Annotated in this window: 17 protein-coding genes; 2 read left to right on the forward strand and 15 right to left on the reverse strand. The window is 63.3% G+C overall.

Annotation, left to right across the window (positions count from 1 at the left end):
• Nucleotides 1-12: 12 nt before the first annotated feature.
• Entirely contained in the window at nucleotides 13-957 is a 945-nt protein-coding gene (locus ACK4TE_RS00575) for a toll/interleukin-1 receptor domain-containing protein (protein ID WP_409909512.1), read from the reverse strand.
• A 156-nt stretch (nucleotides 958-1113) separates the two neighbouring features.
• On the opposite strand from ACK4TE_RS00575, the gene ychF reads away from it, so the two are divergent.
• The gene (ychF, locus tag ACK4TE_RS00580) at nucleotides 1114-2211 is read left to right on the forward strand and encodes a redox-regulated ATPase YchF (RefSeq protein ID WP_409909513.1); all 1098 of its coding nucleotides are present in this window, start codon (nucleotides 1114-1116) and stop codon (nucleotides 2209-2211) included.
• Between the two features lie 73 nt (nucleotides 2212-2284).
• On the opposite strand, the gene secF is transcribed toward ychF, so the two are convergent.
• The 10 genes from secF to tatA all read right to left on the reverse strand — a co-directional run bounded on the left by secF (nucleotide 2285) and on the right by tatA (nucleotide 10973).
• Nucleotides 2285-3271, reverse strand: a complete 987-nt coding sequence (secF, locus tag ACK4TE_RS00585) for a protein translocase subunit SecF (RefSeq protein ID WP_409909514.1) — start codon at nucleotides 3269-3271, stop codon at nucleotides 2285-2287.
• Between the two features lie 12 nt (nucleotides 3272-3283).
• Nucleotides 3284-4891 (reverse strand): protein translocase subunit SecD, encoded by a 1608-nt coding sequence (gene secD, locus ACK4TE_RS00590; RefSeq protein WP_409909515.1) that lies wholly within the window; start codon nucleotides 4889-4891, stop codon nucleotides 3284-3286.
• Between the two features lie 40 nt (nucleotides 4892-4931).
• Complete coding sequence (gene yajC, locus ACK4TE_RS00595) at nucleotides 4932-5261, reverse strand: preprotein translocase subunit YajC (RefSeq protein ID WP_409909574.1); 330 nt, start codon at nucleotides 5259-5261, stop codon at nucleotides 4932-4934.
• Nucleotides 5262-5389: 128 nt separating this feature from the next.
• Nucleotides 5390-6043 (reverse strand): protein-L-isoaspartate O-methyltransferase family protein, encoded by a 654-nt coding sequence (locus ACK4TE_RS00600; RefSeq protein WP_409909516.1) that lies wholly within the window; start codon nucleotides 6041-6043, stop codon nucleotides 5390-5392.
• Nucleotides 6031-6792, reverse strand: a complete 762-nt coding sequence (gene surE, locus ACK4TE_RS00605; protein ID WP_409909517.1) for a 5'/3'-nucleotidase SurE — start codon at nucleotides 6790-6792, stop codon at nucleotides 6031-6033. Before surE ends, ACK4TE_RS00600 begins: the two co-directional genes overlap by 13 nt.
• 50 nt (nucleotides 6793-6842) lie before the next feature.
• Complete coding sequence (gene serS, locus ACK4TE_RS00610; protein WP_409909518.1) at nucleotides 6843-8333, reverse strand: serine--tRNA ligase; 1491 nt, start codon at nucleotides 8331-8333, stop codon at nucleotides 6843-6845.
• A 95-nt stretch (nucleotides 8334-8428) separates the two neighbouring features.
• Nucleotides 8429-9457 (reverse strand): NYN domain-containing protein, encoded by a 1029-nt coding sequence (locus ACK4TE_RS00615; RefSeq protein WP_409909519.1) that lies wholly within the window; start codon nucleotides 9455-9457, stop codon nucleotides 8429-8431.
• 112 nt (nucleotides 9458-9569) lie between these two features.
• Nucleotides 9570-10388, reverse strand: a complete 819-nt coding sequence (gene tatC, locus ACK4TE_RS00620; protein WP_409909520.1) for a twin-arginine translocase subunit TatC — start codon at nucleotides 10386-10388, stop codon at nucleotides 9570-9572.
• Nucleotides 10385-10738 (reverse strand): Sec-independent protein translocase protein TatB, encoded by a 354-nt coding sequence (tatB, locus tag ACK4TE_RS00625; protein ID WP_409909521.1) that lies wholly within the window; start codon nucleotides 10736-10738, stop codon nucleotides 10385-10387. The genes tatC and tatB overlap by 4 nt, the downstream gene beginning before the upstream one ends.
• Before the next feature lie 25 nt (nucleotides 10739-10763).
• A complete protein-coding gene (gene tatA / locus ACK4TE_RS00630) occupies nucleotides 10764-10973 on the reverse strand; it encodes a twin-arginine translocase TatA/TatE family subunit (protein WP_409909522.1) in 210 nt (69 codons plus the stop codon).
• Between the two features lie 80 nt (nucleotides 10974-11053).
• On the opposite strand from tatA, the gene ACK4TE_RS00635 reads away from it, so the two are divergent.
• Nucleotides 11054-11830, forward strand: a complete 777-nt coding sequence (locus ACK4TE_RS00635) for an exodeoxyribonuclease III (RefSeq protein ID WP_409909523.1) — start codon at nucleotides 11054-11056, stop codon at nucleotides 11828-11830.
• Nucleotides 11831-12086: 256 nt separating this feature from the next.
• Here ACK4TE_RS00635 and nusB read toward each other — a convergent pair whose 3' ends face one another.
• From nusB to ACK4TE_RS00655, 4 genes are read right to left on the reverse strand one after another with little or no spacing between them, the layout of a single operon-like run.
• A complete protein-coding gene (gene nusB / locus ACK4TE_RS00640; RefSeq protein WP_409909524.1) occupies nucleotides 12087-12554 on the reverse strand; it encodes a transcription antitermination factor NusB in 468 nt (155 codons plus the stop codon).
• Entirely contained in the window at nucleotides 12551-12979 is a 429-nt protein-coding gene (gene ribH, locus ACK4TE_RS00645; protein ID WP_409909525.1) for a 6,7-dimethyl-8-ribityllumazine synthase, read from the reverse strand. Before ribH ends, nusB begins: the two co-directional genes overlap by 4 nt.
• Nucleotides 12979-14106: a 3,4-dihydroxy-2-butanone-4-phosphate synthase gene (ribB, locus tag ACK4TE_RS00650; protein ID WP_409909526.1), complete on the reverse strand. Its 1128-nt coding sequence runs from the start codon at nucleotides 14104-14106 to the stop codon at nucleotides 12979-12981. Before ribB ends, ribH begins: the two co-directional genes overlap by 1 nt.
• A gap of 3 nt (nucleotides 14107-14109) precedes the next feature.
• Complete coding sequence (locus ACK4TE_RS00655; protein WP_409909527.1) at nucleotides 14110-14730, reverse strand: riboflavin synthase; 621 nt, start codon at nucleotides 14728-14730, stop codon at nucleotides 14110-14112.
• Between the last annotated feature and the right edge of the window lie 2 nt (nucleotides 14731-14732).

The raw sequence follows: 14732 nt of genomic DNA on the forward strand, positions 1-14732 counted from the left end.
GTGGGCGGAGGATCAGCCCGGCTGTTCCGACGTATCGTCGATGATCTGCGGCTGGGTGTCATCGATGATCGGGCCCGGTTCCAGCACGCGCAGCATCGAGCGCGGCACCGTGCCGGCCGGGCAGGCTTCGATGGCGAGGCGCGAATTCGCGATCGCCGGGCTGCTGATGCCCGCAGGGCCAGCGGCTGGCTGCGAGCGGAAGGCCCAGGCCAGTATCAGCATCGCGAAGATGGCCGTGCCGACCGCTGCCATCGTGCCCATGCCGAGGGCTTCCTCGGCCATCGTTGCAGTGGTGAGGGCCCCGTCCGATTTGAGCGGCGCCGCGCCATTCGGACGGGCGGGCCCGGCTGACGGCGGCGGAACCGGCGGGCTCACGCGCATCGAAGCAGCGGCAAGGGCTGCGGCGCCAATCGCTTCGCGTGCCGGCGCGGGTTTGATGCCAAGGTCCTTCTCGCGCTTCTTCTTCGCGTCCAGCGCCAGCGGGTCTTCCGGGTGCGCGGCAAGCCAGTCGAGGCGTTCGTCTTCCTGCTGGGCGGTAAAGCCCATCCAGTCGCGCAGGTCCGTGCGGCCCTGCCGGCGGCCGAGTTCCTCGATCAGCTGGACGAAACCATCCGGCGTCTTGCGAGAGGTCATGCCGTCGAGGCTGAAGCGCTTGTGCTGGCGGAAGGGCTCGTAGGGGATCGTCTTGTCGAGCGCGGCTTCGGCCAGCGCCCCGGCGCGGGAATGGGCCACAGAGGCCGCGGCGCGCACCCAGTCGCTTTTCACCGCAGCGGCGGACCAGAGCACCAGCATGGACTGCGAATTCATCGCATCGCGGGCATCCTTGGCGTCAAAGGTCTCATCGACCTGCTTCTGATCGAACCAGACCTTGAACTTCAGGGCGCGCAGGCGCCGCGCGACCAGCTTGGCAGTGTCCCGGTCCTCCACAGCGGAGACGAGGAAAATGTCATAACTCATGGGCGCCTGTACCCTTCTGATACGGTTAACCGGGACAGAATAGCCCCAGCGGGCGGCGTTGCCACCCATTTGCACTGCGAAGCGATTTTTGTGCCTGTTTTTGCACAGCGAAAGCGGCTAAGGCCCCGGTTCAGTTAATCCGGAGGTATGGGAGCCATGGGCTTCAAATGCGGGATCGTGGGCCTGCCGAACGTTGGCAAATCCACCCTGTTCAATGCGCTGACCCAGACGGCTGCGGCGCAGGCCGCCAACTACCCGTTCTGCACCATTGAGCCGAACGTAGGCGAAGTTGCCGTGCCGGAGCCGCGCCTCGACAAGCTGGCCAAAGTGGCGGGCTCGAAAGAGATCGTGCCGGCGCGCATGAATTTTGTGGACATCGCCGGCCTCGTCGAAGGGGCGAGCCAGGGCGAAGGCCTCGGCAACAAGTTCCTCGCCAACATCCGCGAGACGGATGCGATCATCTATGTGCTGCGCTGCTTCGACAATGACGACATCACGCATGTGCGCGGCAAGGTCGATCCTGTGGCGGACTTCGAAGTGGTCGAAACCGAGCTGATGCTCGCCGATCTCGACAGTCTCGAGAAGCGCAAGGCGAACATCATCAAGCGGGCGAACACGGGTGACAAGGACGCCAAGGCACAGGTGGCGCTGATGGATCTGGCGCTGGACGAACTCAAGGAAGGCCGCCCTGCCCGGCGTGCGAAGGTCTCCGAGGACGATCTCAAGGCCTGGAACATGCTCCAGCTGCTGACCTCGAAACCTATCCTGTTCGTCGCGAACGTTGACGAAGCGAGCGCGGCAACCGGCAATGACTATTCGCGCCGTGTCGAAGAGCGCGCGAAACAGGAAGGCGCAGGCTGCGTGGTTTTCTCGGCGCAGATCGAGAGCGAACTCGCCTTGCTCGATGGTCCGGACCGGGATGAATACCTCGCCTCTCTCGGCCTGACAGAGCCGGGCCTCACCCGCCTGATCCGCGCCGGTTATGAACTCCTCGGCCTGCAGACCTACTTCACCGCCGGTCCGAAGGAAGCGCGCGCCTGGACCATCCGCAAGGGCTGGACCGCGCCGAAAGCTGCCGGTGTCATCCACGGCGATTTCGAGAAGGGTTTCATCCGCGCCGAGACGATTGCCTATCACGACTACATAGCCTTCGGCGGCGAAGTTGGCGCAAAGGACAACGGCAAGATGCGCTCCGAGGGCAAGGAGTATGTCGTGCAGGACGGCGACGTGATGCTGTTCCGCTTCAACGTCTGAGGCCTGTCAAAAGCCAAAAGAAAAGCCGGCCTTTCGGGGCCGGCTTTTTTGTTTGTGGACGGAAGGGCTCAAATCAGGGGACGCCTTCGAAGCCCGGGGTCTTGTCAGGCTGGTGAGAACGGATGTCCGCACCCAGCATCAGCACGATCGCGGCGGCAAAGAAGATCGACGAATAAGTGCCGATCAGGATGCCCCAAATCATGGCAACACTCATGCCCTGAAGCACCGGCCCGCCAAAGATGACAATGGCGAGGATCGCGATCAGCGTCGTGCCACCAGTCAGAATCGTGCGCGATAGAGTCTGGTTGGTGGCAATATCGATGACTTCGGTCGCCGGCATCTGCTTGTACTTCCGCCGCACCTCGCGAACGCGGTCGAACACCACGACGCTGTCGTTGATCGAATAGCCGATGATCGTCAGAAGCGCGGCAACGGTCGTCAGGTTGAACTCGATGTCGAGCAGCGAGAACAGGCCCATCGTGCCGATGGCGTCATGCACCAGGGCCGCAATGCCGCCCGCCGCATAGGACCAGCTGTAGCGGAACGAGATGTAGGCCAGCATCACCAGCGAAGCGACGCCGAGGGCAATCATGCTCTCGACGAACAGCTCGCCCGAGACTTTCGGGCCGACGGAATCGTTCTTCAGAATGTCGGTGTCCGCAAGATTGAACTCACGCTTCAGCGCGTTGACCACGAACGAGTTTGAGGCGACCGAGGCGCGCTCATCCTGCTGCTCCGGTGTCAGCGCCGCGAACTCCGGCCCGAGGAGCGCCCTGTCCACTTCGCCGAAGCGTATGACGACGAGCTTGTTTCCGGAACTCTCGGCCGAGTTCACAGTCAATCCGCCGGGGATCCGGCTGCGGACTTCGGAGACGGTGACGGTCTCGCTTTCGAGAACTTCGATGACCGAACCGCCAGCGAAGTCCACGCCGAGATTGAGGCCCTTGGTGAACAGCAGGCCAAGGGATCCCACGATCATGATGATCGACAGCGCCGCCCCGACAAAGCGGTAGCGCATGAAGGGGATCTTGGTTTCAGCGGGCCAGAATTTGATCAGCATGGTCTTCGCCCCTCACATTGCCAGGCTTTTTGGCTTGAAGGCTTTCATGTAGAAAACCGTCAGCATGCGGGTGAAAACAAAGGCCGTGAACACGGAGGTGATGATTCCGAAGGCCAGCGTGACCGCGAAACCTTTCACCGGGCCGGAGCCCAGGAAGTAAAGGATGGCTGCGGCGAACAGCGTGGTCAGGTTGGAATCGAGGATGGTGATCAGCGCGCGTTCATAACCTGCCTGCACAGCCGTCCAAACGGACCGTCCCGATCGCTGCTCCTCGCGGATACGCTCGAACACCAGCACGTTGGCGTCCACCGCCATACCGATGGTCAGGATGATCCCCGCGATACCCGGCAGGGTCAGCGTCGCGCCAAGGCCGGAAAGGCAGGCGAAGATCAGGACGATGTTCATCACCAGCGAGCAGACGGCGAATATGCCCTGCAGCCCGTAAGCAAGGATCATGAAGATGGCGACGAGGCCAAGGCCAACAGCCGCAGCCGTATAGCCCGACTGAATCGAATCCTCACCGAGGGTCGAGGAAACCACGCGCTGATCTAGGAACTGTACCTTCGCCGGCATTTCACCCGCCGCAATAATGGCGGCGAGGTCCTGCGCTTCCTCGATGGTGAAGCTGCCCGTGATGCGAACGTTTCCGCCGGGGATCGGCTCGTTGATGTTCGGGGCAGACATGACCACATCGTCGAGCACAATCGCGAAGCGCTTGTTGACGTTCGCACGCGTTGTTTCGAAGAACTTGCGGGCGCCGTTGCCATTGAGGCGGAAGTTGATCTCCGGCCGGTTGCCATCGCCGAAGCCCTGGCTCGCGGTCGCGATGTCAGAGCCGACGAGTTCCGGAATGTCGCGGATCAGCAGCGGCCCCGTCTCCGGTCCCGTCAGCAGGCGATACCCGGGCTTGGGCACGCCCGCTTGCGCCGCGGCGATCGAGGACGGGCTGTCATCGACGAGATTGAAGGTCATCTTGCCGTCACGGCTCAGAAGATCTTTCAGACGTTCAGGATCAGGTTCGCCGGGTGCTTCGAGGATCAGGCGGTTGGTGCCGGACGGGGTCAGCGAAATCTCTGCAACACCATCGGGGTCGATCCGGCGCGTGATGATCGTGCGGGTCTTGCTGAGCGCGTCTGTCATCATCAGGTTCACGGAATTTTCCGGCACCGTGATGATGATGGAGTCGAGGCCGCCTCGCACGACATTGTAAGTTTTCCCGCCCGCGAGACCGCCTTCCAGAGGGCCGTTCACGCGGTCGATACGCTGGATGGCATCCTCGATAGGGTAGTTGCCGGAAGCATCCGGCCGCGTCAGCCGCACGGTCATTGTGCGCCCATGCACTTCGGCGAGGTGTGGCACCTGCGCGTGCGCATCCGTGCGCGCGAGGGCGGTGCGTACATCCCGCGCAAACACCGCCAGCCGGGACCCGATCACTTCATCCTCGGGAATCTCCATCTCGAGATACACGCCGCCGCGAAGGTCGAGGCCGAGATTGACCGCCTTGTGCGGCACCCAGCTCGGCGCGCCCGACATGTTAACCACGTTTGGCAGCGACATGACCACGCCCCAGGTGAGCACGAGCAGGACGAGAATCACTTTCCAGGGGGGAAATTGCAGCATGGTGCTTTCCAGGGGTCAGCCGGACAGGCCGGCAGAGCCGTTAGTCGTTTGCAGGAACCGGCTCGGCCTTGTTGCGCACTTCGATGATCATCTGCTTGACCACCCGCACACGGACATTGTCGGCGAGGTCTAGCGAGATTTCTGTGTCGCTGACCTTGTTGACCTTGCCGATCAGGCCGCCGGAAGTAACGACCGTATCGCCACGCTTCACGGCGGCGACCATCTCGGCGTGTTTCTTGGCGCGCTGTTGCTGCGGACGGATCAGCAGGAAGTAGAAGATCAGGATCAGCGGCAGGAAAAACAGCAGCTGAGTGATGATGGAGGGGCCCGCCGGGGCGGCAGCGCCGGCAAAGGCTGGGGCTGCAATCATCGTCATGGCGGCGAGCGCCACTGCCAGTTTGTTCCGCATGCCCGTATCTCCTCGAATCCAGCCTTAATCTTGAGCAAGCTGCCGTATAGCGGGGGGGGCTGGCCTTGGCAAACGCCCCCTGCAGGCTGTCACATGGTGCCGGCCTTGCCCTCCACAAGGGGGAGAACCTGCTGAAAGAACGGGGTTCGGGAGATTTCGCCATCGCGGCTGAGCACGGCGATGCTGCGCCCTTTCCCCTCGCCCGAAGGGGCCACCAGACGCCCGCCTTTCGCCAGCTGGGCGAGCAGCGTTTCGGGCACATCGCTGACCGTGCCCATCAACACGATCCGGTCGAAACTCTCCGGCTCAGGCCAGCCATTGAGGCCGTCCGCCTGGCAGACGGTGACATTGCCGATACCTAGCCGTTCGAGCCGCGCGCGCCCCTCGCTGACCAGCGTGGCGTAACGGTCAATCGCATAGACCTGCCCGGCAAGGCTGGCGACCAGAGCAGAGGAATAGCCCGAGCCGAACCCGATCAGCAGGACGCGCGCCGTCCGGTCCTCCGGCAGGGCGAGCGCCTGAAGGAGATGACCTGTCGCCGCCGGGCGAAGGATCACCTGCCCGCACGGGATCGGCAGGACGGCATCCTCGAATGCGAGCGGGGCGAGGCTTTCATCATCCACGAAGGCGGCCCGGTCGATGGTCTCCATCGCCGTCAGCACCCGCGCATCGGTGACGCCCTCCTGCCGGAGGTGCAGCAAGAGCCGCGCAGCGCGGAACGGGTCGGCGATCAGTCCTGCCATGTCTCGCGCAGGGTTTGCAGGAACACCTCATGCGTCAAGTCCACATGCAGCGGCGAGACCGAAACATAGCCCTCATAGATCGCGCGCAGGTCAGTGCCTTCATCGGGACGGGAAAGCTTTCCGCGATAGCCGATCCAGTAATAGTCATTCCCGCGCAGGTCTTCGCGCCGGTCGGTGTGCAGGATGGTTTCGTCGCGCGCGCCCTGCCGCGTGATGCGGATGCCGCGCACATCGCCGGGCTCGACATCCGGGAAGTTCACGTTGAGCACGACCGAAGGCGGCCAGCCGATATCCAGCAGCGGACGCAGCGTGCGTGCGCCCCATGCCTTTGCCGTTGCCCAGGGCAGCGAGCCGCGGTCGCGGAAGTTCTGCGCCTGGCTGAGCGCGATAGAGGGAATGCCCATCTGCATGCCGAACATCGCGGCGGCCACCGTACCGGAAAAGCTCGTATCCTCGGCGATGTTCTGTCCGCGATTGACACCGGAGAGCACAAGGTCCGGCGGCTCCAGCATCAGCTCTTTCGTTGCCAGCAGCACGGCATCCGACGGCGTCCCCGACACCGCCCATGCCTTCGCCCCCACCTTGCGCACCCGCACCGGCTGCGTCAGCGAAATCGCCCGCCCCTTTCCGGACTGCTCCTCTTCGGGCGCCGATATCCAGATGTCATCGGACAGCTCCTTGGCAATGTCTTCCAGCACCGCGAGGCCGGGGGCGTTTATGCCGTCGTCGTTGGTGAGGAGGATGCGCATTCTATCCCTCTATCTCCCCTCACCCGTTTACGGGAGAGGGGGCCTTGGCCTTACTTTATGACCTCAACCCCGCCCATATACGGCACAAGCGCTTTCGGCACGGTGATCGATCCGTCCGTGTTCTGATAATTCTCCAGCACCGCGACCAGCGTGCGCCCGACCGCGAGGCCGGAGCCGTTGAGGGTGTGAACGAACTCGGTCTTGGCCTTGGGTTCGGGGCGGTAGCGCGCGTCCATCCGGCGGGCCTGGAAGTCGCCGCAATAGGAGCAGGACGAAATTTCGCGGTAGGTGTTCTGCGAGGGCAGCCAGACTTCAAGGTCATAGGTCTTGCGCGCCCCTGCCCCCATGTCGCCGGTGCAAAGCAGCATGCGGCGGAAGGGCAGTTCGAGGCGCTTCAGCACTTCCTCGGCGCAGGCGGTCATCCGGTCGAGCTCCTTCAGGCCCTCTTCCTCGTTGGCGACGATGGAGACAAGTTCGACCTTGTAGAACTGGTGCTGCCGGATCATGCCCCTGGTATCGCGCCCGGCGCTGCCGGCCTCGGAGCGGAAGCAGGGCGTGTGCGCGGTGAACCGCAGCGGCAGCTGCGACGCCTCCAGGATCTGTTCACGGACGAGATTGGTGAGCGGGACTTCGGAGGTTGGGATGAGGTATCGAGTGTTGATCTGTTCTTCTTTGCTTTGAAGCGACTGACGTAGAAGATTGAGAGCACGTTTGTGAGCGTCGATTCTCGCTCTCAGTTCCGCAGGCACGCTGTCAGCGGCGTACTGAGAAAACTCTTCAAAAAGCTGATTGTCATTCTCCAAAAGCATGCGTGACGAGTGATAGTGCTCATACATGGCTTTAGAAGCGTCAACCGAGAACAAATCCTCTTCAAACTTCGGCAGTTGCCCCGTACCCACCAGCGCCTGATCGCGCACCAGCAGCGGCACGCTCGTTTCCTGATAGCCATGCTCCGTAGTCTGAATATCCAGCATGAAGTTGGCGAGGGCGCGTTCGAGGCGGGCCATCTGACCGTGCAAGGCGACAAAGCGCGCGCCGCTCATCCGGGCGGCAGCTTCGAAGTCCATCAGGGAGAAGCCGCCCTGGCCTTTCAGGGCTTCGCCAAGATCGGCATGGTCCTTGGGATCGTTGATCCGCTTCGGCTCGCCCCAGCGGCCTTTCTCGATATTGCCATGCTCGTCCGTGCCTTCCGGCACTTCATCCAGCGGCAGGTTCGGCAGGCCCATCAGCACATCGTCGAGCGCCTTGCGGGCTTTCTCTTCTTCCTCGCCGGCAGTTTCGATTGTGGTCTTGGCATCCGCCACCAGCGACATCAGGCGCGCGGCTTCCGTCTCATCCTTTTTCGCCTTCGCCTGCCCGATCAGTTTTGAATTGGCATTGCGCGCACTCTCGGCTTCCTGCTTGGCCGAGGTGGCCGCGCGCCATTTCGCATCAAGCTCCAGAATCTTTGCCACCGACTCATCGCCCAGCCCCGCCTTGCGGCGGTTCCAGGCGCGGATGAAGGGCTCGGGATTGTCGCGGATCGCGCGGATGTCGAACATGGGAAACTCGGGTCTGGAATGGAATACGGGATACGGGGCAAGGCTCTAATCCGCGCCGCCCCCTTCTGTCCACTGACGGATGGTCAGGCCAAAAATCAAGCGGGACTGGTAATGGGCCGCGGGGCGGGCTCGTACTCTTCGCCCGCAGGCGATCGGGCCTCCTCGCGCGGCGCGTCTTCTGCCCCGGCGGAGACCGATCTCTGGGCGCTGCCGCCATCGCGCCAGATCACTTCGACCTTGCCCTTGCCGAGGCTGCGCACCTCGATCTCCGGATAGATCTGCGCGAGGCGGCGCATCAGGGCGGCGAAGTTCTTGTGGCCGAGCCAGGGGCGGATGCCGTTCTGATAGGTCGGCGTGAAGCCGGTGATGACCGTTAGGGCGCGCACGATCTTGGTTTTCGAGAGAACCTGATCGGGCATCCGCTCGCCCAGCGATTTGACGATATCGGCCGCGCGCGCGAGGTCCGGCGAAGGCCCACCGGGGCGCGGCGGGGTTTCGGATGCAGTCAGCGCATCGCGCACCCGGCCCATCAGCGCAGACTGGCGCTCGCGCTGGATGGTCAGCGGCGCAATCTGCGGCGGCGGCGAGCGCAGCTGGTACCATCTGCGCGGGGTGCGCTGGTAACTGAAGCCGGCCTTCAGGGCGGCGATATGGATCACCGCATCGGCGTGCTGGCTGTAGAGTTCGTAGGTCGGGTCGGTTTCCTTGCCCGCCGTGACGACCCGCAGACCGGGATTCTGCACGCGGTTGACCACAGGCACGAAGTCTGAGTCCGTTGTCAGGACGATCAGCTCCTCGAGCTTTTTCGTCTGCAGGGCGAGTTCGATGGCGTCCATCGTGATGACGATGTCGGCCGAGCTCTTGCCGGCGCTGATCTTGCGCTTGGCGAGGGCGCGGCAGTTGAAGGCCTCGAAGCCGGCTTCCTCGAATTCCGGGCGGAAGCGGTCGAATTGCAGGTTCCAGTAGACGCGCTTGTGCAGGAATGTCCGCCGCTTTCCGCCCGGCGAGAAGGCGCCGTCTTCCAGCCAGAGCAGCCAATTGGACAATGACGACACAACGTCTTCGCTGGTCGCCCCGTAGACGTTGTCGAAATCGACCAGCAAAACGCTTCTTACGCGCGCCACGCGGGAGGCTCCTCGCTTCTCGGGACCCGGTTGATTACCCGCCGCCCACATTCGGGGCCCTGCAAGAAAAATGCAACCGGGAGCCTGCAGGTAAGACCTTGTCCCATAAGGGTCAGGCCGCTGCTGCGTCTGCTGCAGCTGTGCGCTTCTCGATCAGTTTGACGCTGAAAATCGAGATTTCGTAGAGCAGGTAAACCGGCACGGCGAGCAGGATCTGGGACATCGGATCGGGCGGCGTGAAGATCGCGGCGAAGGCCAGGATGCCGACGATGGCGTACTTGCGCCCCTTGGCCAGCATGCCGGAGGACACCACTCCGATCCGGCCGAGCAGGGTCAGGATCAGCGGCAGCTGGAAGGAAATCCCGAAGGCCAGCATCAGGGCCATGACGAGGGAGAGATAGTCGGCAACCTTGGGCACGAGGCGAATGGTCGTGCCGGCGGAGTCGACCTGTTCCATCGAAACCGTGAAGTTCGCCAGCATCGGCAACATCAGGAAATAGACAAACAGCGCACCGAGCGAGAACAGGACCGGGGCCAGCACGAGATAGGGCCAGAAGGCGCCCCGCTCGTTCTTGTAAAGGCCCGGCGCCACAAAGGCGTAGACCTGCCAGGCGATGAAGGGGAAGGCGACAAAGACCCCCGCAAAGACAGAAAGCTTCAGCTTGGCGAAGAAGAATTCCATCGGCGCGGTGAAGATGAACTCCAGCGGCGCGCCGCGCAGGTCTTCAGCAATGGCGGCGAAGGGGCGGATCAGAAGCTCATAGATATCCCCTGCCAGCCAGAAACAGCCAATGGCGGCCACTGCCAGCGCCAGCAGGCTTTTGATCAGGCGCGAGCGCAGCTCGATCAGATGGTCGAGCAGCGGGGCGCGGCTCGATTCGATCTCGTCATTGATCTCGGGCTGCTCATCCTTCGGCGGCACATAGTTCATGCCTTGCCCTCCCCTTTGGAAGGCTCGGCGCCCGGCTCCGTTTCAGGCGCGGACGGATGATCGCGCATGACGGCGGAATTGATGTCCGCCTCGACCGCGGCGAGGTCTTCCTGCGCCTGCGTCATGGCGTTGGAGCGTTTCAGCTCCTGGATTTCCTTCTTCAGTTCTTCCAGCTCACTCTGGCGGGCAATGTCGTCGAAAGCGGCCTGGAATTCCCGCGCCATGCGCCGGCCCTTGCCGACGAACTGGCCGAGCTTGCGCATCATCAGCGGCAGGTCCTTGGGGCCGATGAAGATCAGCGCCGCAAGACCAAGAACGAGGATTTCGGAAAACCCGATGCCGGGCAGCATGGCGATGCGCCCTCCGGTCAGCGAATTACGAAGAGGACTTCGATTCGTCCTTCTTCGGGGTGATGTTCACAAGGTCGTCCTTGTTGGCGCCCTTGTCCTCATCCTTCAGGCCCTTGCGGAAGGCCCCGATGCCCTTCGCCATGTCGCCCATGATCGAGGAGATGCGTCCGCGCCCGCCGAACAGCAGGATCGCTACGACGACCACCAACAAAATCTGCATCCAACCTGGGGCCATGAGCCTGCTCCTGATGATTTGCGGGATTATAGGCCCCCCCTCCCGCTGGAACAATGGGGCGAAGCTGTTATGCAAGGGGCATGCGTATCGCGACCTGGAATGTCAATTCGATCAAGGCACGCCTGCCGACGGTTCTCGAGGTGCTGAAGAGCATCGAGGCGGATGTTGTCTGCCTTCAGGAGCTGAAGTGCGAGACCAGTGCCTTCCCCTATCTCGAGATCGAGGAACAAGGCTGGAACTGTGCCATTCATGGACAGAAGACCTATAACGGCGTCGCCATCCTGTCGAAATATCCGCTGGAGGATGTGACGAAGGAAATGGGCACGCTGAAGGACGATCAGGCCCGCTATATCGAGGCGACCGTGCTGGCCGGCCGGCCGGTCCGGGTTGCCGGCGTCTATGTGCCCAACGGCAATCCGGCGCCGGGCGAGAAATATGACTACAAGCTCGAATGGATGGACGCGCTGGAGCGCCATGCAGCGGCGATGCTGCGCGATGAGCAGCCCTTCGTGATCTGCGGCGACTACAACGCCATCCCGGCCGCGGAGGATTGCTGGGACGATACGGTGTGGAATACCGACGCACTCGGCCTGCCGGACACGCGCGCGGCTTACCGGCGGCTGAAACATCTCGGCCTAACGGACGCGTTCGCCGCGTGTGACGGGCGGGCACATCAGTACACTTTCTGGGATTATCAGGCAGGCGCCTTCCAGAAGGATCACGGCATCCGCATCGACCACGTCCTCACCTGCCCCCGCATGACCGACCGGTTGACGGGGTGCGAGATTTTCCGGAAGGCGCGCGCGATGGAGAAACCGTCAGACCATGTGCCAGTGATCGGCGTGTTTGCGGATTGAGGGATGAGTGCAGTACTTTTGGCCGGACGCAGCTAGGGCTGGCCGGTTTATGTTTCCGATTTCCATTTCCTGTCATCCCGGACAAGGCGCATTGCGCCGCCGATCCGGGACCCAGACTTGAGGCGACGCGCGTGGCGGCCTCCGGGTCCCGGTTTTCGCCGGGATGACACGAAAAGAGAGCGACGGGGTTTGGTTCGCTCTGGGATTTGTCTTTGCGGTTTGCCGGCCGTTACAGGCGATTCCAGCTTTTTACAGGTTAGCCGCGCAGGTCGTGGCCGATGTTCTGGAGGACGGCGTTGGCGAATTTGGCGTCGGTTTCTTCGAAGAAGTCGTGCGCCAGGGAGACGTATTCGTCGAGGATGACTGCTTCGGAGAGTTCCGGATGGGCGATGAATTCGGCGCCGGCGGCGCGCAGGAGGGCGCGCATGGTGGTGTCGAGGCGGGTAAGTTTCCAGCCCTTGGCGAGGCGGCCGAGGATGGCATTGTCGATGCGGGCCTGGTGTTCGACGACGGCGTTGACGATGGCCTTGAAGAGGTCGGGATCGGCCTCTTCGACGGGCGCGCCGTCCGGGCCGAGGCCGAGGCGGTCTTCCATGAAGTCGCGGATGGTGGCGCGGGCGGATTTCTCCGTCTGGTCCATCTCGTAGAGCGCCTGCACGGCGGCAAGGCGCGCGCCGGCCCGGCGGGCGCGGGTGACGTCGAAGGGGATTTTCTGGGAACTCAACGAATGAGCTCCTTGCGGAACTTGATCATCGCGAGGCAGGCATTGGCCGCTTCGGCGCCCTTGTTCTTGCGCTTGCGGTCTGCGCGCGCGAGGGCCTGGGCCTCGTTTTCGACGGTGAGGATACCGTAGCCGATAGCCTGGCGGCGCTGGACGATCAGGTCCATCAGGCCGCGGGCGCTCTCGCCGCAGACATAGTCGTAATGGGTGGTTTCGCCGCGGATGACGCAGCCGAGGGCGACAAAGCCGTCGAACCGGCCGGAATCGGCGGCCATGGCGATGAGGCCCGGCACTTCGAAGGCGCCCGGCACTTCCATGACGGTGACTTTCGCACCGGCGGCTTCCAGCGCCTCAAGGCAGCCAGCCTCCAGCTCGTCGCTGATATGTTTGTAGTAACGCGAGATCGCGACAAGGACGCGGTCGGCCATCAGGGGGTCTCCTCGTTCAGGCGGCGCCAGCCCTCTATCGTCAGGCCGTAGCCGTCAAGCCCCGCAACGCGGGTGGGCTGCGTATCGGAAAGGTAAATCATGCGCCGGACGCCGAGATCACGCAGGATCTGGGCCCCGACCCCGTATTCGCGCAGCGGCGCGGTGGGGTCGCGCGGGGCGGCGGATTTGAGGCCGAGGCGCTCGGCTATGGCGTTCGGGTGCATGGTGTTGACGAAAACCACGACGCCGGGCTCGGGCGCTTCGGCAATGATCCGCATCGCCTTGGCGACGAGACCCTCGCGGGGCCCCTTCTCGCCGAGGATGTCGGCGAGGACATCCGTGCGGTGGACGCGGACGAGCGTGGTGGAGTCCGGTGTGATGTCGCCGTGGACGATGGCAATGTGTTCGGAATTGTCGAGTGCGTTGCGGAAGCAGACCGTGCGGAAGCCGGCGCCGAAAGCGGAGTCGAGCGGGGCTTCGACACGGCGCTCGAGGAAACGGTCATTCTGGCGGCGCCAGTGGATGAGGTCAGCGATGGTGCCGATCTTGAGATTGTGCAGCTGGGCGAAGGCGACCAGCTCCGGCAGGCGGGCCATCGTACCGTCATCATTCATGATCTCGCAGATGACGCCGGCGGGATAGAGGCCGGCCATGCGGGAGATATCGACGGCGGCTTCGGTGTGACCCGCGCGCACGAGGGTGCCGCCTTCCTTGGCGATCAGCGGGAAGACGTGGCCGGGCGTGACGATGTCATCATGGTCGAGCGTCGGGTCGATGGCGACGGCGATCGTCCGTGCACGGTCATGTGCGGAAATGCCGGTGGTTACGCCCTCTTTCGCTTCGATGGAGACGGTGAAGGCCGTGCCCATGCTTTCGCGGTTGTTGCGGGTCATCATGTCGAGGCGCAGCGTGTGGGCGCGCTCCTGAGTCATGGCGAGGCAGATGAGGCCGCGGCCATAGCGGGCCATGAAGTTGACCGCTTCGGGCGTGGCGAAGGTGGCGGGGATGACGAGGTCGCCCTCGTTCTCGCGGTCTTCGGCATCGACGAGGATGAACATGCGCCCGTTGCGGGCGTCCTCGATGATTTCCTCGATGGAGGAGATGGCAGAGTGAAAATCGCTGTCCATGGGTCAGCTCCCTTGCGGCGCATCCGCGCCAATCATGCGCGCCACATAGCGCGCCAGCATGTCGATCTCGAGGTTTACCTTCGTGCCGGCCTTCAGTGTACCGAGGGTTGTCACGTCCCAGGTGTGGGGAATGATGGCGACCTGAAAGTCGCCGTTTGGCAGGGCTGCCGCTACAGTGAGGGAGACACCGTCGATGGCGGCGGAGCCCTTGGTGGCGAAGTAGCGCGCGATGGCGGCGGGCGGGCGGATGGTGACGCGGAAGGACTGGCCTTCCGGCTCGACCGAGACGATCTCGCCGACGCCGTCGACATGGCCGAAGACGAAATGGCCGCCGAGTTCGTCGCCGAGTTTGAGGCTCTGTTCGAGATTGACGCGGGAGCCTTGCTGCCAGCTGCCGAGGGTGGTTTTTGACAGGGTTTCGGGGACAGCCTCAACCGCGAACCAGGCGCCGCGGGCGCCCTGCCCCTTATCCACCACGGTGAGGCAGACGCCGGAGTGCAGCACGGAGGCGCCCATGGCGATCTGTTCAGGCGGATAGCCGCTCTCGACCTCAAAACGTGTCAGGCCGTTGCGGTGCTCCGCGCTGCGGACAGTGCCGACATCGGTGACAAGGCCAGTGAACATGG

This window comes from Hyphomonas sp. (assembly GCF_046313975.1).
Taxonomy (GTDB): Bacteria; Pseudomonadota; Alphaproteobacteria; order Caulobacterales; family Hyphomonadaceae; genus Hyphomonas.